This window comes from Sharpea porci (genome assembly GCF_009695655.1).
Classification (GTDB): domain Bacteria; phylum Bacillota_I; class Bacilli_A; order Erysipelotrichales; family Coprobacillaceae; genus Sharpea; species Sharpea porci.
In genome coordinates this window covers 56,974-79,842 of the sequence record NZ_VUNM01000009.1, presented here as the reverse complement: position 1 = coordinate 79,842, position 22,869 = coordinate 56,974, and the positions used below count along the sequence as shown (strand labels likewise).

The following is a 22,869-nucleotide window of genomic DNA, read 5'->3' as shown; positions in this document are numbered from 1 at the left end:
ATCTAAGTTAGTTTGAATTTATCATATAAATGTAGCGCCGTATACGAGATCCGTACGTACGGTGCAACGGGAGGCACAGAAATAATAATTAATCTCAGTATTGATATTATTTCCTGTCTACCCTATTTGTCTGTTCAAGAATCGAAATTCAAGCATCAATAAGACAATCGTGTAAAAGCTACTTGTTGGGGCAAAGTAAAATAGGAAATGTCGTTGTAACTAGAAAAATGTGGAATTATATGCATCAGTTGCATACAGACTCCACAGTTTGTTTACAGAATTTTCTTTTCAGTTTAGAACTCAACGCATCAATTATCTTTTCTACTTTCACAACTTTGATAACGAGACTATTTAAGAAGTCTCTTTTTGTGTACGATTTGTAAAACATTATGTTTAAGTGACTGTGAATTTAATAATGAGATCATGTCCTTTAATAGAGATGTTTTAGTTTGTGATGAATTGATGAAAATATAACAAAAAGTCTAATAAATACAAATATATGCGTTTACAATTCTAATTATAATAAAATAATGATTCATATAATGTACATATATTGATATTATGATATAATCAATAACAAGATATATAACGAGGAGGATATTATGGATCATAATTTATTGAAGTTAGGTATTTATAATGATACAGGTAAGGTGCACTATAATCTAGGTCCTGCTGCTTTGGTCGAAGAAGCACTCAAAAGAGGAGAGGGTGTTTTAACAGATACAGGTGCTCTTTCAATTAAAACGGGTAAATATACGGGTCGTTCACCTGATGATAAATTTATTGTTGATACACCTGACGTACATGATGATATTGCCTGGGGTGATGTTAACCGCCCAATGAATGAAAAGGACTATACTGCCCTGAAAGAGAAAATCATGACTTATTTAGGTGATAAGGAATTGTATGTTTTCCAGGGCTTGGCTGGTGCTGATCAGAAATATACAAGAAAGTTCATGGTGGTCAATGAACGTGCTTGTCAGAATCTCTTTATTCACCAGTTATTGATTCGTCCAAGTGAAGAAGAATTAGCGGATTATGGTGAACAGGATTTCACAATCCTGGTAGCTCCTGGATTCCGCTGTGTTCCTGAACGTGATCATACGCACTCTGAAGCTGCTGTCGTAGTGAATTTCAGTGATCATATGGTCCTGATTGCGGGTACGGAATATAGTGGTGAAATTAAGAAATCTGTCTTTACAGTAATGAATTATGTTATGCCAATTGAAGAAAATGTATTGCCTATGCATTGTTCTGCCAATATGAATCCTGAAACAAGGGGAACAGCAGTATTCTTTGGCTTATCTGGGACAGGAAAGACAACACTTTCAGCAGATCCAAATAGATTATTGATTGGTGATGATGAACATGGCTGGAGTGATAATCATATCTTTAACTTTGAAGGTGGATGTTATGCGAAATGTATTAATCTCACACAGGATGGTGAACCTTATATCTATAATGCTATTAAGTTTGGTAGTGAAGTAGAAAATGTGGTGATTGATCCTGTTACACGTATTCCAGATTATTTTGATGGATCTTTGACATTGAATACACGTGTTGCTTATCCACTAGAATATATTGATAATGCGATTATTCCATCGGTAGGTATTGCACCCGATGTTGTTATTTTCTTGACAGCTGATGCTTTTGGGGTCTTGCCACCTATCTCTAAGCTAGATGAGAATAGTGCAATGTATCATTTTGTGACAGGCTTTACGAGTAAAGTGGCAGGTACTGAACGCGGCATTACTGAACCACAGCCAACATTCTCAACATTGTTTGGTGAACCATTTATGCCATTATCACCGGATGTCTATGCAAAAATGCTGGGTGAAAAGATTAAAAAACAGCATGTGCGTGTTTATCTGATTAACACTGGATGGACGGGTGGACCATATGGCATTGGTCATCGTATGAGTCTTCAGTATACACGTGCGATGGTAACGAGTGCCTTGAATGGAGATATTGAAAAAGCACGGATGCGTCATGATAAACGCTTTAATCTTCTTGTGCCACAGGAATGTCCTGAAGTGCCTCATCATATTATGAATCCACGCTCAACATGGTCCGATCGCCTTGCTTATGACAAACAGGCAGATAAGCTTGCAAAAATGTTTGAAGATAATTTCAATGCGAAATATCCTCATATGCCAGAAGAAATTAAAAATGCTGGACCACATCCACTTGATAAATGATGACATTAAGACCACTTCTGGTGGTCTTTTTTTGACTATACATAGTAAAATTGATACTAGGGGATAAATATATGAAGAATACAATGACATTTCAATTTGATCAGTCTTTTGAAATATAAGAAGAGAGACTTTCTAAAGTACAGAAACACGACATATTTCCCTTGTTGATTATGACTTGGTGAATCCCTATCGTGTGAAAAGAAAACAAAGACATTTCTGATTTGTATTTATGTGAAGATGATTATCTGGATCTGAGCTTTTTTTATAGATAAATTATATGATGATCAAACAATTATTGACTTAAGTATGAAGATGGCTGATTTAGGAGACGCTTGGCTTATATCTATTTAAAGGGGGAAGGTGTCGAAAAAGATATTGAGAAAACACCTCGCTGATTTAGAGAAAGCTTTTGATCAAGTAGCAAAAAAAGCAGATCCAATGGATCTAGCTGATATTGCGAAATGTTATTTGGAAGGTGTGGGGGTTGAAAGGGATGTTCCTAAAGCTATCTCATATCTTCAAAAAGCAGCTAAAAAGAAAGAAACAACTGCCATATCTTTACTTGGATAAATCTATCTGTTAGGACATTTTGGGATGAAAGATGAAAAGGAAGGTATTCGTCTTATTAAGGAAGTAGCAAAGTATGATGATGAGCGTGCACTTTCGCTCTTAGCAAGATGTTATGAAATTGGATATGGTGTGGAAATGAATGCGGATCAATCTATCGACTATCTCGAACGTTCTATGATATAACTGAATAATAAGAAGTGAAAAAGCATGGACTAAGCATCCATGCTTTCTTTTTCATGTTGTCTTTTTTCCAGGTAGGGCAGGAAACTTTCCCGATAGACAAAGGTGACAATTGCCGCAACAGGAATAGCAAGCAAGATGCCAATGACACCAAACATGCGCCCACCCACTACAATGAAGACCAAAATCCAGACTGAAGGTACATCAAATGCACCACCAAAGAGTTTTGGCTTGATGACATAGCCATCACATAACTGTAGGCAAATGGTGAAAATAATGAACCATAAGGCATAAAGAGGATTGATTAATACAAGCAAGAATGCCCCAATAAATCCGCCCACAAAGGGACCAAAAGTAGGTGCAAGGTTTGTCACACCAACAACAACAGAAACCAACGCTACAAATGGCATACGCATAATACTCATGAAAATGAAGTTCACAACCCCAATCAATAAGCCATCAAGTAAATCTGTAATCACAAACTTAATCAAGATACGATTACAACGTATCCAGAAAGCACGTCCTGTCTTATAACGTTCTTGACCTAGCAGTGCTCTTAATAGGCGACCTAGACCGCGCTGTAAATGCTTGGCATCCATCAAGAAGTAGATGGCAATGATGAAAGAAATAATGAAGTTAATAAAGCCAACACCTAAGTTAATAGCATTCTTGACAATATCACCAAGACCATTGAAATTATCAGGTAATAAGGAACTAATAGACTGCAAGATATTACCAGAAGCATGTGTCAGTCCACTAATATCAATATTATTCTGCTTCGCAAACTGCGATAATTCTCTTAAGGATTGCTGCAGAGTATGACTGTAATTAGAGAAGTTATTGACTAAGTTGATGATGCTTTCAATAATGGGTGGCACAAGGGCAACAAGCAAGATAATAAAGGCAATAATCACAATGACAATAGCTGTTACAACAGCTAAAACATGTTTATATCTGATATTTAAGTTCTTATAAACTTTTTCTTCAAATACTAGAACAAGAGGGTCAATCAGATAAGCAATAATCAATCCAATCAATACAGGTGAGAGGAATTGAAAGAGTTTGCCGATCCCGACAAATAATAAATTAATATGGCTTATACATAGATAAAAAAGCAAGGCTGTAGAGAGACCTAAGGCTATTTGGACCCATCTTTTTTCTAATATTTCTTTTTTTATTTTCATGCGATCACCTCGTAAGGGATATTATAACATAATCAAAATTAAAGAGGAATAAAGGGGGAAATATTATGATATAGGGATAGACTATAATTGAGTATAGAAAAATGGGTAAATAAGTAAAAAATGTTGATATAATCAACAAAATGTCTATAAACTCTATCTATAGGTAGATTGTTGTCGTTGACTTTATAAATAAATTGATTATCATATAAGCATACCTAAGAGGTAGGGAAAACGAGGGGGGTGAATATATGACACGAATGCGAATGCCCAGTTGGGGCAATATAAAAACAAAGAGTAAAAAAACATATATTCATTTAAGAAGGGGACAAAAAATATGAAAACAAGACATTTATTTAAATTAGTAGGAACAGCAACACTCGCATTATTATTAGCAGGATGTGGATCATCAAAGAGTGAAGACAAGACAATTACAGTCGCTGCATCACCAACACCACATGCACAGATTTTAAAGGTAGCAGGTGAAGAATTAAAGAAAGATGGCTATACATTAGAAGTTAAGGAATTTACTGACTACGTACAGCCTAATGTCGTTGTCGATGAAGGCAAGTATGATGCCAACTACTTCCAGCATAAGCCATATCTTGATAACTTTAATAAAGAAAAGAACACAAAATTGGTTTCTGTAGCCAAGATTCATTATGAACCATTTGGTATTTATGCAGGTACAAAGAAATCACTTAATGACTTAAAAGATGGTGATGAAATTGCTATCCCTAATGATGCAACAAATGAAGCAAGAGCATTATTACTTTTAGCTGATAATGGTGTCATTACTTTAAAAGACAGCAAAGATATCAAAGCAACAGTCAAAGATATTACTTCTAATCCAAAGAATATTAAATTCAGAGAACTTGAAGCTGCTCAGGTTTCAAGAGCAAGACCTGATGTTGCCTTAGTCGTATTAAATGGTAACTATGCATTAGATGCTGGTCTTGATGTTAAGAAGGATGCCATCGCATTTGAAAAAACTGATTCAACAGCTGCAAGTACTTATGCCAATATCATTGCAGTCAAGAAAGGCAATGAAAAGACAGCTAAGACAAAGGCTTTAGTAAAAGCATTAAAATCTGCTAAAGTACAGAAATATATTAATGATACATTCAAGGGTGCTGTTGTCCCATATACAGAATAGAAAAGAGTGACTGGAATCTGTAATAGATTTCAGTCTTTTTTTCTAATAAAATTTATTAAATACTCACTTAATATTAACTAATAAAGCGTTAAATAAAGTGTTATATCAGTAAAATGAACTCTACTGTTTTACATTTCCAACATAATATGTTACAATGCTTTTGTAAGAATTCCCAGGGATAGAGGCATCGATAATAATATTGCTTTCTAGAAACTGGAAAGAAGAATTCTTGCAGGTGTTAGTTCTTGTGGTGGGGAACTAATGCTTTATTGGGGCGTTGGGTTTTCCATTTGGTATGCTTGGAGGAGACATATTATTTGGAAAATCCTTTTTTATTGGCCTGATGTCAATGGAAAAAAGCTTGATAAATACAACCAATTTAACTATACTATAACACATAAGGAGGAGAAACTTATGAAAACAAAGATTCAGGTACAATTCGGTACTAACGGCGTAGATGTCAAAGATATCGAAAAAGCAGTTAAGGAAGACTTAAAGGCTAAAGAAGTAGTACTTAATAAATTAGATACTCTTGATATTTACTTTAAACCTGCTGAAAATGCGGTTTATTATGTTGCTACTGACAAAGCAGGTAAGGAAATCAAGAATGACGACGCTATTTCATTCTAATGCGCGAGGGACATCAGCTATGCTGGTGTTTTTTTTACAACGAAAAAGAAGTAGGAAAACCTACTTCTGAGCTTGTTTCATGAAAATAGAACGACTTGTCAACATTCCAACAACAAGAATAAGAAAAGAGAAATCAAATTTCGCCAATCCATTGTTTGATAAGCCAGCCACAATATTGACAATCACGCCGGCAATGATTGCAACAAGCATGACAATCAAAGGTCGTTTTGTCATTTTATTCATATTGAGGATATTGAGCTGGATATGTATCTGGTGAAGCATGATATAGAAGGCGACAATCGCAATCGCACTATCAACATAGAGATGAATCAGATAATGCTGCATAACAACTTCCTTGATAAACATCAAAACAATAAAACTGCTCATGGTACACCAGATCAGAGATACGGACATATTGTTGAGAGAACGATGCAGTTCTTCCTTCATCTCTCTTTTGATGGGAAAATCCTTTTCAAGATGACGGTAATATGTCTTGAGATTTGAGGGAGAGATATTGTGTTCCTTCAGCTCATCAATGGCATGAGATAACATAACATTCGCTTTTAAGTCGTCATCGCAATGCTGAAGGACATAGTCCTGAATGGTCATATAGATGTTGAATTTCTCACGATCAAGCTTCTTTGCTTTATCCATTGTTGAGATAAAGAGGGGATCTTTTTTATTCATCGAGAAAATCCTTTCTGGATATAAGAATTCTGAAGAAAATATTGAAAGTGATTATCTTATTTTGTGACTTTTAAGCTGTGAGGGCCGTTGGCTTCAACGTGACTGTTGTAGAATTCTGTCATGACATCAATCATATATTGAGTATCCTTGATACCTGCAGTTTCATAGGATGAATGCATGGCTAACTGGGGAAGACCAATATCAACAGAATTTAAAGAAACATGAGCCTGGGAAATGTTGCCAAGGGTAGATCCGCCAGCTTTATCAGAACGATTCGCAAAATACTGTAATGGCACATTGGCATTCTTGGCATAGTTTTTGAAGATAGTTGAAGAAACGGCATCAGAACAATATTTCTGTCCAGCATGTGTTTTTACAACAACACCTTCATTCATATAAACACAGTTATTGACATCAGTATGTTCTGGATGATTTGGATGAACAGCATGGGCATTATCAGCAGAAAGCATGAAGCTAGAAGCAATAGCTCTTAAATAGTCTTCACTGCTCATACCTAAAGCCTTATTGACTCTTGTGAGTGTGTCATAGAGGAATGTGGAATCAGCACCTTGTTTTGTGCCACTGCCAACTTCTTCGTTGTCGAAGATAGCCATGACGTCAATGGATTGATCATTATAGCCTTTTAATAAGGCGGACATAGCGCTGTAAGCACACTGTAAGTCATCTAGATGACCTGATGAGATAAATTCTTCATGAACACCCCAAATGCTTGGCTGCTGACGGTTATAAAGGAAGAGGTCATGGCCATAGATGTCATTGACATCAACATGAAGCTCTTTTGCGACGAGTTTCATGAAATCGCCACTCTTTGTTTCAGCACCACCAAATAATGGTAATAAATCAACCTGTTTATTGTAGCTATAGCCATCATTGACTTTTCTATTCATATGAATAGCAACATTAGGGATCATTAATAAATCACGATCAATAGAGAATAATTTAGAAACAAAACTGTCTCCTTCTTTGACTAAGACTCTACCAGCAACAGAAAGAGGACGATCAAACCAAGTACTATCAATCATTCCTCCATATCCTTCTGTATTAAGCTGCATATAATGGTTATTAACAACCTGTAATTCCATATTTTCTTTAAGCTTATAAGTAGGACTGTCAGAATGTGCTGTAGCAATATTGAATGAATAATGATCAAGATTGTTTCCTACTTTGAATGCGATAATGGATGAGTCGTTTCTTGTAGTAAAATACTTTTTACCTTTTTGAATATCCCAATGATCACTTTCTAATAACTCCTCAAAGCCTTCTTTCTTTAATCTTTGAGCAATGTTATTGACAGCATGAAAAGCAGTAGGGGATTGTTGTACAAATGTTAATAAATCTTTTGATACATCTTTAAAATCCATAATAAGTTCCTCCGTAAATAAATATCCCAGAGTTGCCTCTGGGATTATAGATGCGTTAAGCTTCAACTTTTTGTCTCTTGGCGATGACTGGTAAGATTAAACCTAATAAGAAGAGAATAAATGGTACAGAAATCTTTAATACCATTGTAAATATATCTTTGTCAATCATACCTAAGACATCACATGCAGCTGTAACAGCAAAACACCAGATACCAAAGAATCTTGCCACGAACTGATTCTTAAAGGCTCTATAGCTAGGATTAAATTTAGCATAGTTTGTAGCTGAACGTAAAGCAATATAAGCTGCAAATACCCATAAATAACGTAAAGTCATGGCTACAGAATTAATCTTTGTCAGCTGCATTAAGACAGCATCAGCACTTGGGACAAAAGCCTGAACAAGGATCAATGAACCTGAAAGTACGACAACTAACCAGATACCATTAATATAAGCACCATATTTATTCTTCTTGAATAAGCTTTGAGGAATGAATTCTTTTGCATGTTCATTTTCAAGTAACATTCTAAGTGGTGCATCAATAGATAGTACGAGTGTTGAGAACTGCCCCACAACATTACATAATGCATAAATAATCATTAAGGTATCACCCATATGATAATACTGACCAAGCTTCTGGAAAGCCCAGTAAGAACCATTTGCATTATAAGCATTAAAACTACTTGGTGAAGCATTGATGACCTTTGGATCAAACATCAATCCCATGGCAACAGTACCTAAAATAGCGCAGACCATGACCATGATAGCAAGTGAAATCATGCCCTTAGGGAAACCTTTTTCACTATCTTCTACCTGGTTAACATAAGGGGAAATCTTTTCACAGCCACCTACCGCAAAGACCAGGATGGATAATGAAGTGAAATATTTGGTATCAAATTGTGGAATCAAATTCTTCATTGTAAAGTCCATGGATACAAAATGTGCATGAGGGTTGATTGCGGGAGCGGCAAACATCATGACAATATAAAGCAAGGACATGACAAACATAGAGGTACCTGCAATTCTTGTAAGTCCCTTTAGTGGTGTTAAACCACGTGAGGCAACAAAACAGAAGAATAAGAATAAGGCAAGGGTAATAAGCTGTGTATTAAGCGTACCAAGCTTATTTAAAATATTGCCATCTCTAAAGATGACCCAGCTCAAAGCCTTTAATCCACCTGTACCTTTTGATGAAATATAAGTGATGTGACAAGCCCAGTATGTAAAACCTGCATAGTAGGCTAATTTAGGACCCATTGTTTCATGAATCCAACTGCTGACACCACCACCAGCATCTTTGAAAGCAGATCCGAGTTCACCAACCATCAGTGCATAAGGCACGAAATAGAGAGCGAACATCAAAATCCAACTGAAGATAACCTGAATACCATTAAAGTATACAAAGCCATTCAAGACATTCCCAAACCCCCAAACTGTCGAGAATGCCATGAAGGCCAGGTTATACCACGTTATTTTTTTAACGTTTTCCATAAATTCCTCCAATAAATTTTCTAGAACGTCGTATGAACAATGCTCCCATAACAATAAATTGTATTATTGTTCATACAATTTAAAGCACTAAATCCAAACAGTGCCTAGATATTATAACATTCTCTTTCATAAAAACAAACTTTCTTTCTTTATTTATTAAAAAAATCACAAGTTTTCTCCAACAACAAGCCGTTAATTAACTTTTTTGTAAGCGTTTCAATATTTTATGGTGGAAAGATAATAATTGTATATAATAGAGTTAAAGAAAGAAAAGGAGACGTTTATATGGGTGGATTTTTTGCGACTGCAAGTCATGATGATTGTGTGTTTGATTTATTTTTTGGGACAGATTATCATTCTCATTTAGGAACAAGAAGGGCCGGTTTAGCTGTCTATAGCGAAAAGGCAGGCTTTATGCGTTCTATTCATAATATCGAGAATGCACCATTTCGTACAAAGTTTTCTGCTGATATTAATGATATGGCAGGATATATGGGAATAGGCTGTATATCTGATTATGATCCTCAGCCATTGATTGTGCGTTCCCATCATGGGACATATGCGATTAGCTGTGTGGGGAAAATCAATAATCAACAAGATATATTGGATCGTCTTTTAAAACATAGTCATATGCATTTTCTTGCCCAGAGTGGTTCGGAAATCAATACAGTAGAGATAGTAGCTGCTTTGATTAATTCACGTGAAAATTTAATTGAGGGATTGCAGTATGCGCAAGAAGCTATTGAGGGTTCGATGACTATCCTATTATTAACACATGCGGGTATTTATCTTTCTAGAGATCGTTATGGCCGTACCCCATTAGTCATAGGAAAAAAGGAAGATGGTTATTGTGCTTCATTTGAAGCTTTTGCCTATTTGAATTTAGGCTATCAGAATTATAAGGAACTCGGTCCAGGAGAGATTGCCATAATGACTGCAGACGGCATAAAAACGCTTGTCTCACCAGGTAATCATATGCGTATCTGTACATTCTTATGGGTTTATTATGGATATCCTGCAAGTCGTTATGAAGGTGTCTCAGTCGAAGAAATGCGTTATCGCTGCGGGGAAAAGCTTGCTTTGCGAGATCGTGAAGAACCTGTTGAAATTGATACTGTTGCTGGGGTACCGGATAGTGGAACGGCCCATGCCATTGGTTATGCCAATACCTCAAATATTCCTTTCTCAAGACCATTTATCAAATATACACCTACATGGCCACGCTCTTTCATGCCAACAATCCAATCGAAACGTGATATGATTGCGAAAATGAAACTCATCCCCGTTCATGAATTAATCGAAAACAAACGCCTTCTGCTTATTGATGATTCCATTGTCAGAGGTACACAGCTTAGAGAAACAGTTGAATTTCTCTATGCGAGTGGGGCAAAGGAAGTTCATGTACGACCAGCTTGTCCACCAATCATGTTTGGCTGTAAATATTTGAATTTCTCGCGCAGCAATAGCGAAATGGAACTTATTGCACGAAGAATGATTCAAAAAGAAGAGGGTGAAGATGTAGCTCTCGATGTTCTCTATGATTATTGTAATCCAGATTCATCACGCTATCACAAGATGGTTGACATGATTAAAGAACAACAACATTTCACAACATTACGTTATAACCGTCTCGATGACTTGTTGGAAGCAACAGGTATTGATCCTCACAAACTTTGTACATATTGTTGGAATGGAAAAGAATAAAACAAGATTGATGACTTTTCTGCAAGGCCTGATTTTACTTATTCTTATATTATTGATACAAAGACTTATGACAAGCTATGCCCTTGTTCATTTACAGAAAACTTTTTACTTCATTTCAATCATATATAGCTTATTACTCATCTCGTTGATAGGGCAGGCTTGTTATGATATCTATTGTTTTTGTCAAAGACAACAGACACTGACATTCTTTCTACATATTGTTTTATCACTCTTTAGTTTATTTTTACTTCTATTCATTGCCGTGCAATATCAACACTACCACTCTATTGTCACTGGTGAAATTGGCAATCAAGCAAGAGGGCATATCATCAAGGCTATGCCTTTTCTTTACTTGACTGCTTTTCTTATGTTTATTCATATTCTTGTGGGCTTAAAAAGTCTTTTTGTGAAGCTTTTGAAGCTTTCTTATGTGAAGCATATATTGATTTCTGTATTTGTTTTTTGTCTCTTATTATTTCTTATCAACACCATGAATCATCATATCGGTCTCTTGTTAGCGAAAGATCTCAAAGTAACTTTTACAGGCAAAAATGGTGCCGGTGAGATTGCGTCTATTGAGCATCAGTATCTCTTAAAACACTATCCCGATCTCGCGAAGACACTCACCTATAGCTATATAGAGAAGCCTTTAAGCAATGGTGAGCTTGTCACCATACAAATACACTATGATCAACAGCTCGCTAAAAAGCACCATCTTTTCATTCATCATACGATAAAGTATGTACAGGTATCCGGCCTTATTACAACATATACAATAACGACGTTACCACCAAATCTTATTGCCGCATTTGTGACCAAGGCTGATGATGTGCTTTTAGCGCATTATTCTTCTGATTCAACAACAACTTATCGTCTTATTCGTCATTCTTTATGGTATGATCAAAAACAAGCTATTCTTTATGCCATCTATCAAGTGAGCTATAAAAATGCTTATTCTCATGGCGGTCCATTTTATTGTGCTGTGAGCAGTCATGCTATTGACTCGACATTTCTTCAAACACAACATCACTATCATCATGAACAACTCATTTTAGAAGATGACCGGATGGTGGAAAATGCGAAAGATTTACCCAAAGTCTTTAATCAATGGGTGAAAATGCTTGCTTAATCGTTTTTCAATGAATAAGCTTATGATACAATAGTCTCAAGAGGGGGAATAAGATCATGTTAAATTTAGATTATCACTCGATAAAGAATGAAGCGCGTTATTTTTTAAGTAAGAATCATAAAGCTATGATTTATACAGCAACTATTATTGCAATCATAACATCTTTACCAGCTTTATTCGAAGATACTGATGCTTCATTAGTAGATTTCTTATTACGAATACTTTTATTGACAATGCCCCATGGGCTTGTTGTCGCATCATTGAAGATGGTTACTGGCCAGGAAAATCAGCTTGCTGTAAAAGAAGACAGCATGACAGGATTAAGACGCTTTAAAGAACTCTTTCCAACCTATTTCCTGGTTAGTATTTGTGAATTCTTACCAGCTGTACTCGTCGTTCTTGCGTTGTCTCTTAGTATGGGGGTAAGCATTATGGCGATGGTGAGTTTATCACTAGACAATCTTGCAACAGGCACATTGGTGATTTATTTCATACTTATCTTAGCTGTTGCTTTATATGCCTTCTATATCACAATCATATTGTCTTTTACCGGTTATGTCATAGAAACAAAAGGCGAAAGAAAAATGGCAGCAATCAAAGATAGTTATCATATGATTCATGGTCATGTCTGGTCACTTATTAAGCTTTTTCTTTCCTATTTACCTTGGATCATTCTATCGGCATTAGTCGATGGATTCATCGTAAGGGGATTAGGATTCCTAGGCCCAATAAGTGTCATCCTGGGCATTGTGGCTTCAGCTTTCATTCAGGCCTATTTCTTTTCAGCTGAATATCAGATAGGTGTCGCAATCTTTTATATGCGTATATATAATCATGAACAAGGTTTAGATCAAAGCCATGAAGATGTTGTAGAAGGGGAAGTGGTTGATGATGACAATGCTTGATCAAAATGGACTAAGTGAAGAAGAATATCTTAAGCAATATGATGATTCTAAATATCCTAAACCATCTCTTACCGCCGATAATGTGATTATCACGGATACACATGAAATATTGCTTGTCAAAAGAGGCAATCATCCTTTTATAGGTCAGTGGGCATTACCTGGTGGTTTCGCCAATAAGAATGAACCTATTGAAAATACTGCCGCTAGAGAACTCTATGAAGAAACAGGATTAAAAGATGTTCATGAAGAACTTGTTGGCGTTTATTCCAAACCCCATCGTGATCCTCGGGGCTGGGTTGTTTCTGTCGCTTTTAAAGCCATCATTCCAAAAGCTCGTGTCAAAGCCGGTGATGATGCACGTGCAGCATGCTGGTTTAAAATTGAGGGGGAAAGGTTAACCCATGGTTCTATCACACTGAGCTTTGATGATCTTGCTTTTGATCATGCTGATATTGTAAGGGATGCGTTAAAATGATGCCCCCTGATATCCATGAATCAACAAGAGAAGAACGAGAAGCTTATATTGTAAAGACATTTCCATGTATCAGTGATTGTGATAATTGTGGCATTTGTGCTATTTATCGCGGAAAAGATATCATGGATGTCTTTCATGACTATATCGAGGGTACAACAACTTTTCTTGAAATCCAACAAAAATATCGTTAAAGCACTTTCGAAGTGCTTTTTTATTTCTAAAATTCATTTATGCTTATACGTGATATTTGTTTTTTATCATATTATAATAGGTCTAGAGAATATTTAAGTAACAATATAGTCAATTCATGATTTTCATCACAACGACCACTCTTTTCATATCAACAGTGAAAATGAGTATGATGTGTTCACGTGAATATTCGAATCAAGAGCTTTGGTGAAAAATATCAGCTTGTTTTACTAGCATTCATATTGAGATATAGCTTAAAACAAGTCGTTGATGGGAAAGATGGACATGGGATTAAGATATGCAGGTCTATTGATGCTGACGGACAGCTTGACAACAGGAAATTGTCAAGATTATAAAGAAGTGATGAATGTTTGGATAAAATAAAAATAAGGAAGTTGATGATTTGTGAAAAACCTAGTAATAGAAGATTGGTTTGATGCTCAGTCCCAGGCAAAAAAACAAAAGATGTTTATGCATGATCGTTTTCATTTTATTAATAATGATTTGACCCTTTTTGTCATCAGGGTAGTTGATGGAGAGGCTTTGGGTAAAGATCTATTTCGATTCTTTGTACGATCACTCCAATACTTTTTTGGAATTGATAATGTCTATCGGATGGATGATGATATATTTGCGGTTATCGCGAGAATCACGAGCGAAAATATCTATCAAAGTAATATGCAAACATATGAAACGTGGTATAAATCTGTCCGTGATTGGGAAACAGAGACTCACCATACCAGTATGTCATTTCAATGTGGCTATTGTTTTGGCAAGGCTGTCAATGAGAATGAAGTCCAGGCTATGTATGAATATGCTTTAAAAGCAGCCTCTCAAGCAACAGATAACCAACCTGTAGGTGTAAATTACATCAAGACTATTCCCATTGATGCCAGTCATGTCGAACGATTCTATCAGGATGAGAAAGATGAGATTACTGGACTGTTGAATAAAAAACGGTTTTGTGAACTCGCCTCACGTATTATCTGGGAAAATAAAATATCCGGTGTGGTTATTTATTGTAATATTGTCAATTTTAAGATTTATAATGATACCTATTCTTATAGCCAAGGTAATGCCTTTTTAAGTATGTTTGCGAAAAAGCTAAGAGAGGTCTTTCCTGGTCGTTTTATCTCACGTTTTGGTTCTGATCAGTTCTATATGATATGTTATGAAGATGAAGTAGGGAAAATTGATCTTATAAGAAGTTACATTCTTGAAAATCGTCAAAAGGTTGATCTTGATTTAAGAGCAGGTGTTTATCCTTTTACAGAGAATACCAAAGATAATATTCTATTGATTTGTGATAAGGCGAGAAGTGTGGGAAAATCGCTTCGTAATACAACCCGTGTCTATCGTTATTATGATTCTAACTTTGCTGGGGTATTGGAACATACACGATATGTTGTAGAAAATATCGATCATGCCATCAACAATGGATATATTAAAGTCTATACGCAGCCAGTTATCCGTGCATTAACCGGGGAGGTATGTGGCATGGAAGCATTGGCACGTTGGGACGATCCACAGTATGGCTTGCTTTCTCCAGCGGTCTTTGTGGATGCATTAGAAGAATATCGTCAGATTTATAAACTTGATCTTTATATTCTTAAGGCCATTTGTGCGAATTATCGCAACCGTGTTTCACATTTTGAAGATGTTGTGCCTATTTCCGTTAACCTGTCACGTCTTGATTTTGAACTTACTGATTGTTTTCAAACAGTTGAAGAAATTATGCAATATTATGAAGTACCACGTGATATGATTAACTTTGAAATTACGGAAACAGCTATTTCGAGCAATGTTGTCAATATGCACGAAGAACTGCAAAAGTTCAAGAATGCAGGCTATCAGATCTGGCTAGATGATTTTGGCTCAGGTTATTCTTCACTTAATGTCTTAAAGGATTTTGCCTTTGATGAATTAAAAATTGATATGAAGTTTCTATCAACAATGACACCGCAGTCACGCACTATTATTCGTTCTGTTGTCAATATGGCAAAAGAGCTAGGAATGCAGACGTTAGCAGAAGGTGTTGAAACAAAGGAACAGCTTGATTTTTTAACTGCCATTGGCTGTGAAAAGATTCAAGGCTATTATTACTCCAAACCAATAGAAGCCTCTATTTGTAATCAGGTCATGAAAGAAAAAGGCTTGAAGTTTGAATCTTGGAGAAAACGTTATTATCTTGATCAAATTGGTCATGTGAATATTCTTTCAGCTAATCCTTTTGATTTCTCTCATGAAAAAGAAAATGATGAAACATTAGCGCTTGCCTTAATAGAGGTGAAAGAGAGACAATTTAAAGCAATTCGTCAATCAGAGAAGTTTGTGGAATTTATTCAATCACTAGGAATGACTAATTTTCATACTTTTGAAGAACGCATGAATGATTACACTAACCGTAATTATGAACAGTTTTACGCGATTGCCGACAAAGCAAGAATAAGTCATAAAGTTGAAACGCTCGATTTTATGGAAAATGATAAACTTGTACGTCTCTTTGTACGCTTTATCAGCCAAGAAGGTTTGACTTCTGCATTCCTTGTGCGTCTAGAAAATGTCAGTGACAGCAATATCTATCAGCAGGCAAAGCTAAGAATCAACAATCTACAGTCAGTCTATGCACTTTATGAACATGTCTATCTTGTGGATTTAAATAAAGATCTTGTCAAGACACTCTATGCGAATTCACATTTTGAAAAGCTCGAACAAAGTACAACAATTTCTGCTGTTCTTGATCAATTTATTGAACAAGAAGTCTATCCTGATGACATAGAAATCTATCGCAACTTCTTTGATATGCAGACAATCTCTAGACGTCTAGAAGAAGCACCACACCATCAAATAGGCGCAATGGTACGTTTGCATAAGAATGCTTCAGAGTATCACTGGGTTTATTTCCGTGTGAAGCCCATTGATGGTAGTCAATATCGCCGTTTTATTGTAACCTTAGCCAACACAACAACAGTCGATACAGATCGCTTTATTAGAATAATCTATCCATCTCTTACTCAACAAGAAGCCATTTCCTCTTATTCACTATTTGATGCTGTCTATCATTCACACTTTGGAATATTCTGGAAAGACAAAAAGAGACGCTTTGTCGGAGTGAATGATGTCTTTAAGAAATATTATCAGATTCAATCTGATGACCAAATTCTTGGCAAGACGGATGAAGACATAGGCTGGCATATTAATCCAGATCCATTCAAGGAAGATGAAGAGCGTGTACTGCAAAAAGGTGAAGTGATCAGAAATATCCCTGGTAAGTGTTTATGTGATGGGGAGATAAAAGATATTGTTGCTTCAAAGGCCCCCCTTTATAATGAACAGGGAGAAATTGTGGGTTTGCTTGGCTATTTTGTGGATGCCGGTGAAGAGAGTGAAATGCGTTCTAACCTCAAACGGCTGTCTTTGCAGGATGGTGTGACCGAAGTACTTAATGAAGTAGGACTACAATCTTGCTTAGTGGATTATCAAGACTCTTATAACTATCGTCATCTTGATTTTGGAATGATTCTGATTTCTCTGCATAATTTTACACATATCTCGCACTATTTTGGCGATAAATTCGAAAATGCATTATTGCGCAAAATCACACAAATCATCAAGTCTGTTGTCCGTTATCGTGGCATGATTGCCCACAGTAAAGAAGATACATTTGTCATTGTCATGCATGCTACAGAGATGGATACATTAAAAGAACTTGGCCATCAAATCTGTACAAAGCTCAATGATGTAAAGATATGCCAAGGCATACCAATAACCATCTATACATCACATGCTGAAGCAATGTATAGTGAGACAAATGACATTCTACTTTTAAAATCTCTTATTGCTTCACGTTTACGGCCTTAGACCGTATATTAGCACTTGATTGTCTTTTGAAGCTCAATACACATATTTAAAGAAGTCGAACAGACTTCTTTTTTGGAAATATCTAAGGAGTCAAGTATGAAAGATTATGAATCATTCTATCAAAGTATTACCCAACCCTATTTGGATAAGAGAAGAAGGCAAGGCCTTCTTCTCTTAAATAAACTCTTAACAGCAATCATGTATTTAGCCTATCCTGCCTTATTGATCTTTCTTTTTGTCACTAATCGTCATAGTCTAATGAAGAATATATTCATACCAGGTCTATCATTTGTTGGGCTTTCTTTATTTCGCCATATTCTCAACAGTCCACGTCCATATGAATGTTATTGCATTAAACCACTTATATATAAAGAGACACATGGACATTCCTTCCCAAGCAGGCATGTCTTTTCCTCGGCGATGATTGCAATGTGCTATTTCTATCAAAATGCCTTTTTAGGAATAATCTTGCTTTTGATGACTGTTATTGAAGGTTATATACGTGTTGTTGGTGGGGTGCATTTTATTAAAGATGTGGTGGCAGGAATGTTAATTGGTATAGGATGTGGATTATTATTATGGATTTAAGGAGGATTTATGGCTACAGTAAGTGAACGTATAAGCTATTTAATGGAAGAAAATCATTATTCGCTTGCAGAATTATGCATGCGTGCAGGGCTAAGAGAGGAGCATCTGGCCGCTATTCTTGCCCATAAACAAGAACTGAGCCATCAGGATGCTGTTGACTTAAGTCGCTTTTTAGGTGCCGATGCAAGCTATCTAGAAGGGCGTGAAAAAGCCTATTATCTTGCCTATCGTCCTATTCGCCTGCGCTTAAATGACCAAGGTCTTTCGCCCATTGATATCCATGAGCAGCTCTTGATACCTGGCTGCTTAGAAGTCATGGACTTCACATGTATTCTTTATGAACGCAAGGATGAAGAATGGGGACATCATGATCAGCAAGTCTTGCTTGTAAGTCAGAGTCAATCCGATGGCTACTATCTTGTCGAAGCTGACGGTCAAATTGTCGAAGCAACACAAATCAATCAATGCATGTATCGACATCATCAATTACTCCAATATAATCAAGTGCTTTATAAGATTGAGGCCTTTTCTTTAAATCTTGAAGATTTATTAAGAAAGCTGACGCATGATATTCAAGAAGGGACATTAGAATTCACGCTTTGACGTGAATTTTTTTGACTCCTGTGATTTTTGTATGACCAGTGGAAGCAAAGATATATAATGAGGGTAAGAAGGAAGTGAGAGATATGGAGACAATTGAAAGGAATTTACAATTAGAAAATGATCCAACCCACCGTTCTTACTATGAATTGTTGAAATGTATACCTGATAGTGGGGATGAAATTGTAAAAATGGATGGTGAAAGCTATCAGAAAATGCTGAGAAATATACATCTTATTGCCCAAGAAACCAAACCCCGTTTACTAAAGAGAATTGAAGAAGAACCAATCAATGTCTTAGGGGGAAGTTATGATAAAAAACTGCTTTATGCCTTAAGAAAGCACATTGATGCACTTACTCATCATAGCTATTGTCAGATTATTGGTGTAGAACACTATGTGGATCAGCTCTTCATTCTCTTTGATATCTTTGATATCCTTTATTTCTATCGTGATGAGCCAATGATGGAAATGAAAGAAGTTGCAGTAGATATTTCTCAATGTATTGATCTGTTGATTAATGAGCTTGATGGTTATGATTTTGATGGCGATGAAGAAAAGCTTATTATTATCTATGCATTATCAGCTATTTTAGTTTATTGGCGTGAAAGCATGGTGAAGAAGACGCTTGATAACCGTTTAGCTGATCGTCTTAAGACCTTGCTTAATACAATTAACCAGCGTTTTAATATTATTGATCACTACGAGACCCTAACAGCCATGGCCCTCTATCATATTGCTCATTCTACCGAAGATCTCATGCCGGCTGTGAATTATATTGATTCATTATTTGATCATCTGTCCCCAAAGAAATTGATGAACTTCTTGCATGATTTCTATGGTGAGAGAGTCTATGTTGATATTGGCGTGATCGACAGCTATGAATTTCATGTCACGAGTAGCAGTGAGCTCTTTAATAAGCAAAAGATTGTCAAAGTGATCCAGGAAATCAAGAAATATTATCATGCGAAAGCCTCACCTAAAGAGATTGTTGTAAGAATCATGAAAGACTGGGATGAGAATGATACGCTTCGTGAAGCAGAAATCAAAGAAATCTCTTTCCTAGAAGATTCCATGAGTGCCCAAGAGAAGATTATCCGAAAGAATGGGGATGTCAATTATTCTGTCCTCAAACTCAATAGCCACTAGACAAGGGAAACCTTGTCTTTTTTTCTTGCGCTTGTGTATAATGGCAATAGGTGATTCAAATGAATGATAAATTAAGATTTCTTAAGATCTATAAAGAAAAAATCAAACGTCCTGGTAGTGAAAAGCTCTTGCATTTTCTTGAGAATCAGAGTGATTTCTTTACCGCCCCAGCTTCAACACGCTTTCATGGGGCATATAAAGGAGGCCTCGTTGAGCATAGTTTGCAGGTTTATGACTGTTTATGTGATTATTTAGAGCGTCGTCGTGTACAAGATATTTACGAACTTGCTTATAGTGAAGAATCGATTGCGATTGTCAGTCTGCTCCATGATCTTTGTAAGTGTGATGTCTATAAGACAGAAATGCGCAATAAGAAGATTGATGGTGTATGGCAACAAGTACCAACATATGTTTTTGATGATCCATTACCCTATGGGCATGGTGAAAAAAGTGTTTATATGATATCAGGTTATATGCGTTTAACTCGTGAAGAAGCTTTTGCGATACGTTATCATATGGGCTTTTCATCTAGTGAACCTCCTAATCAGGTAGGGAAGGCTTTTGAAATGTTTCCATTAGCTTTGGCTTTGTCAACAGCAGATATGGAAGCCACCTATTTTTTAGAACAAATCAAGAAGCATGAGGAGATAAAGGATGAATGATGTAGAGAAATGTTATAGACGGGCAATTAATTACAATGCTAGAACCATTCAATATGCCCTGTTGCATATTGTTCATCAAAAGGGCAGTGAAAAGACTGTCTATTATGAGGAAGATTATTTGAATAAAGCAGGCTTGCATACTATTTATTATGGCTATAATGTGTCAGCTGATGCACCAGAGCTTGTTGTAAGGAGTAATAGTGATTGTATTATATTTGGTGTCAAAGATAATCAGTATGTACGTCTTTCCAATCCAGCACGCTCTTTAACGAGTCGTAAGAAATATATTATTGATCAGGTGAATGAAGGCATTATAGCTTCCTATCTTTCTTTGCGCTATGAAGAACGTGATGGACATCCATGCTATATTGTCTTGAATGAGGATCATGATCATTTTGTCGAAACAACCTATCTATTTGAAGGGGACTTCATCAAACAAATGATTGTCAAAGAAGCCCGAGATGAAGAACTTCAAAAAATACATTCCCTCACAACCTTTACTAAGCATAGTTTCAAGGACTATCTGCATATCCTTAGCCTGACAAATAAATATAAGAATCAGCCAGTTATTGCCAAAACAGCTTTTTTAGAAGACTTAGGCTTAGAAGCCCAGTCAATCTATAAAGAGATCCAGGCAATCGCAAAAGGCACTCCCGAATAATTCAGGAGTGTCTTTTTTAAGAAATATGGACATCTTTAAAATAAGATTTTAAAGTCATTTCTGAACGCAGATAACCAATCTTGCCATCTTTTTCTAATTCATAATAAGCCACATGATTAGTGATATAGATACGTTTGACAAGAACAGCTTGATTTACATTAACTTTGAAAGCAACTTCGTTGGCTTTTTTGTCATCTTTGTTTGCCCCATGAATTCCCTTATTGGCAATGAGTGTGATGTTAGCGATATGTTCTTTATTTTGTGGATTAGTGATATAGGTGATATTTGAGAATTCTGTTGTACGTTTGAAACTTGTACCGTTGTAATTGAATGTCATGGGGACACTGATGACATCAAGATGGGGATCTTTAATATACATCTCTACAGCTATTTGGTTATCTTTGACCTGAATGTCTTTAAAATAACCACTTCCTATCTGATAGTTAGCTGAGCTGATTGCACGATGCAAACCACCATCAAGTAAGCTATAGATTTCACTGACACCCATATAACTGTTTTCCTTAAACGTTAAGGCAATCATCTTACTGCCGTTACCAAGGCCAATAAGTCGTGCCTCAACATCTTGATAAGGATAGAGGTATTTCGCATTCTTGCCATTAATGGAAAGTATTGTTTTTGTAGAATCATGTTGAATGGTGATTTGGTCTTTTTTGCCATCCTGATCTAAGTCATATTGATAAGTTTGATTGAAATGAAGTACTTTATTGATATTCTTGTGATCGTTATTGATCTTATGGCTGCATCCTACCAACATTAAGCATGTAGTAAGAATGAGGGATAGTCGTTGTAATTTCATATGAACCTCCAGGCATTATCTATCATTTCAAGTATATGCTTAATTTCTTAAGGCTTCAATAAATTTTGTGGTATCATGCTTATGAGGTGATGACGATGGAGAAAAGAGCAGTATTGTTTCCAGGAATAGGCTACCATTGTGATAAGCCGCTTCTTTATTACTGTGGTAAGCTCTTGCAGGATGAGGGCTATCAGGTTATAAAATTGAAATATGTTTTACCAGATCTTGATATCAAAAATAATCATGATCAACGCATGGTGCTTTTCGAAGAAGCCTGCCTTCAGGTACAGGCACAACTTTGTCAGTATGATCTGAACGATGCTCAAGAGTTGATTTTTGTCGGTAAGTCAATTGGGTGCTATGTAGCTGCAAAGCAAAGAGTCCAAACATACAAAAAGGCCAAACTTCTTCTTTTAACTCCATTAATAGAAACATTGACTATGAATATCGATGGAGCCGTTATCTTTAGTGGTTTAGAAGACCCATGGGTCAATCCAGCTATTTTAAGGCAAAAAGCACAGGAACAAGATGTCAAGCTCATACAACCACATGGTAATCATTCGCTTGAAGTTAAAGGGAATTATCATGGGAATTTAAAGCGGATCGAAGAAGTACTGGATGCGTTAAAAGAAATGATGTGATATACTAATTACATTG

The 22,869-nt window shown here is 36.2% G+C and carries 22 protein-coding genes; 17 read left to right on the top strand and 5 right to left on the bottom strand.

Going from position 1 to position 22,869, the window contains the following annotated elements; translation table 11 throughout:
• Positions 1-602 precede the first annotated feature (602 nt).
• The 3 genes from pckA to FYJ79_RS05915 all read left to right on the top strand — a co-directional run bounded on the left by pckA (position 603) and on the right by FYJ79_RS05915 (position 2,951).
• On the top strand, positions 603-2,198 hold the full coding sequence (pckA, locus tag FYJ79_RS05925) for a phosphoenolpyruvate carboxykinase (ATP) (protein ID WP_154515376.1): 1,596 nt from the start codon (positions 603-605) through the stop codon (positions 2,196-2,198).
• 360 nt (positions 2,199-2,558) lie between these two features.
• Entirely contained in the window at positions 2,559-2,768 is a 210-nt protein-coding gene (locus FYJ79_RS05920; protein WP_195837026.1) for an SEL1-like repeat protein, read from the top strand.
• A gap of 24 nt (positions 2,769-2,792) precedes the next feature.
• Complete coding sequence (locus tag FYJ79_RS05915; protein ID WP_154515372.1) at positions 2,793-2,951, top strand: SEL1-like repeat protein; 159 nt, start codon at positions 2,793-2,795, stop codon at positions 2,949-2,951.
• Positions 2,952-2,980: 29 nt separating this feature from the next.
• Here the strand turns inward: FYJ79_RS05915 and FYJ79_RS05910 are convergent, their stop codons facing one another.
• Complete coding sequence (locus FYJ79_RS05910) at positions 2,981-4,132, bottom strand: AI-2E family transporter (protein WP_154515370.1); 1,152 nt, start codon at positions 4,130-4,132, stop codon at positions 2,981-2,983.
• 334 nt (positions 4,133-4,466) lie between these two features.
• Between FYJ79_RS05910 and FYJ79_RS05905 the strand changes: the two genes are divergently transcribed.
• Complete coding sequence (locus FYJ79_RS05905) at positions 4,467-5,285, top strand: MetQ/NlpA family ABC transporter substrate-binding protein (protein WP_154515368.1); 819 nt, start codon at positions 4,467-4,469, stop codon at positions 5,283-5,285.
• A gap of 261 nt (positions 5,286-5,546) precedes the next feature.
• Positions 5,547-5,915, top strand: a complete 369-nt coding sequence (locus FYJ79_RS12700; protein WP_268233737.1) for a DUF6465 family protein — start codon at positions 5,547-5,549, stop codon at positions 5,913-5,915.
• A gap of 60 nt (positions 5,916-5,975) precedes the next feature.
• On the opposite strand, the gene FYJ79_RS05895 is transcribed toward FYJ79_RS12700, so the two are convergent.
• Genes FYJ79_RS05895 through FYJ79_RS05885 form a run of 3 tightly spaced genes read right to left on the bottom strand, consistent with a single transcriptional unit; the run spans position 5,976 to position 9,473 of the window.
• Positions 5,976-6,602, bottom strand: coding sequence for a hypothetical protein (locus tag FYJ79_RS05895; RefSeq protein WP_154515366.1), 627 nt, complete (start codon positions 6,600-6,602; stop codon positions 5,976-5,978).
• 56 nt (positions 6,603-6,658) lie between these two features.
• Positions 6,659-7,984, bottom strand: coding sequence for a M18 family aminopeptidase (locus FYJ79_RS05890; protein ID WP_154515364.1), 1,326 nt, complete (start codon positions 7,982-7,984; stop codon positions 6,659-6,661).
• Between the two features lie 55 nt (positions 7,985-8,039).
• Positions 8,040-9,473, bottom strand: a complete 1,434-nt coding sequence (locus tag FYJ79_RS05885) for an amino acid permease (RefSeq protein WP_154515362.1) — start codon at positions 9,471-9,473, stop codon at positions 8,040-8,042.
• Positions 9,474-9,758: 285 nt separating this feature from the next.
• Here FYJ79_RS05885 and FYJ79_RS05880 point away from each other — a divergent pair, with 285 nt between their 5' ends.
• From FYJ79_RS05880 to FYJ79_RS05825, 11 genes are all read left to right on the top strand, one after another.
• Entirely contained in the window at positions 9,759-11,177 is a 1,419-nt protein-coding gene (locus tag FYJ79_RS05880; RefSeq protein ID WP_154515360.1) for an amidophosphoribosyltransferase, read from the top strand.
• Positions 11,164-12,306 (top strand): hypothetical protein, encoded by a 1,143-nt coding sequence (locus FYJ79_RS05875; RefSeq protein ID WP_154515358.1) that lies wholly within the window; start codon positions 11,164-11,166, stop codon positions 12,304-12,306. The genes FYJ79_RS05880 and FYJ79_RS05875 overlap by 14 nt, the downstream gene beginning before the upstream one ends.
• Positions 12,307-12,362: 56 nt before the next feature.
• Positions 12,363-13,211, top strand: coding sequence for a DUF975 family protein (locus FYJ79_RS05870; protein WP_154515356.1), 849 nt, complete (start codon positions 12,363-12,365; stop codon positions 13,209-13,211).
• Complete coding sequence (locus tag FYJ79_RS05865; protein ID WP_229771342.1) at positions 13,195-13,686, top strand: NUDIX domain-containing protein; 492 nt, start codon at positions 13,195-13,197, stop codon at positions 13,684-13,686. Before FYJ79_RS05870 ends, FYJ79_RS05865 begins: the two co-directional genes overlap by 17 nt.
• Complete coding sequence (locus tag FYJ79_RS05860) at positions 13,683-13,877, top strand: hypothetical protein (RefSeq protein WP_154515354.1); 195 nt, start codon at positions 13,683-13,685, stop codon at positions 13,875-13,877. Before FYJ79_RS05865 ends, FYJ79_RS05860 begins: the two co-directional genes overlap by 4 nt.
• Before the next feature lie 403 nt (positions 13,878-14,280).
• On the top strand, positions 14,281-17,736 hold the full coding sequence (locus tag FYJ79_RS05850; protein ID WP_154515350.1) for an EAL domain-containing protein: 3,456 nt from the start codon (positions 14,281-14,283) through the stop codon (positions 17,734-17,736).
• A gap of 96 nt (positions 17,737-17,832) precedes the next feature.
• A complete protein-coding gene (locus tag FYJ79_RS05845; RefSeq protein WP_154515348.1) occupies positions 17,833-18,324 on the top strand; it encodes a phosphatase PAP2 family protein in 492 nt (163 codons plus the stop codon).
• A 9-nt stretch (positions 18,325-18,333) separates the two neighbouring features.
• A complete protein-coding gene (locus FYJ79_RS05840) occupies positions 18,334-18,927 on the top strand; it encodes a hypothetical protein (protein ID WP_154515346.1) in 594 nt (197 codons plus the stop codon).
• Between the two features lie 83 nt (positions 18,928-19,010).
• The gene (locus FYJ79_RS05835; protein ID WP_154515344.1) at positions 19,011-20,072 is read left to right on the top strand and encodes a hypothetical protein; all 1,062 of its coding nucleotides are present in this window, start codon (positions 19,011-19,013) and stop codon (positions 20,070-20,072) included.
• Between the two features lie 59 nt (positions 20,073-20,131).
• Positions 20,132-20,734, top strand: a complete 603-nt coding sequence (locus FYJ79_RS05830; protein ID WP_154515342.1) for a hydrolase — start codon at positions 20,132-20,134, stop codon at positions 20,732-20,734.
• On the top strand, positions 20,727-21,395 hold the full coding sequence (locus FYJ79_RS05825; protein WP_154515340.1) for a hypothetical protein: 669 nt from the start codon (positions 20,727-20,729) through the stop codon (positions 21,393-21,395). Before FYJ79_RS05830 ends, FYJ79_RS05825 begins: the two co-directional genes overlap by 8 nt.
• 16 nt (positions 21,396-21,411) lie before the next feature.
• Here FYJ79_RS05825 and FYJ79_RS05820 read toward each other — a convergent pair whose 3' ends face one another.
• Positions 21,412-22,212 carry a hypothetical protein gene (locus FYJ79_RS05820; RefSeq protein ID WP_154515338.1) on the bottom strand — a complete coding sequence of 267 codons (801 nt, stop codon included), beginning with the start codon at positions 22,210-22,212 and terminating at the stop codon, positions 21,412-21,414.
• Positions 22,213-22,307: 95 nt separating this feature from the next.
• Here FYJ79_RS05820 and FYJ79_RS05815 point away from each other — a divergent pair, with 95 nt between their 5' ends.
• Entirely contained in the window at positions 22,308-22,853 is a 546-nt protein-coding gene (locus tag FYJ79_RS05815) for an alpha/beta hydrolase (protein WP_154515336.1), read from the top strand.
• Positions 22,854-22,869 lie beyond the last annotated feature (16 nt).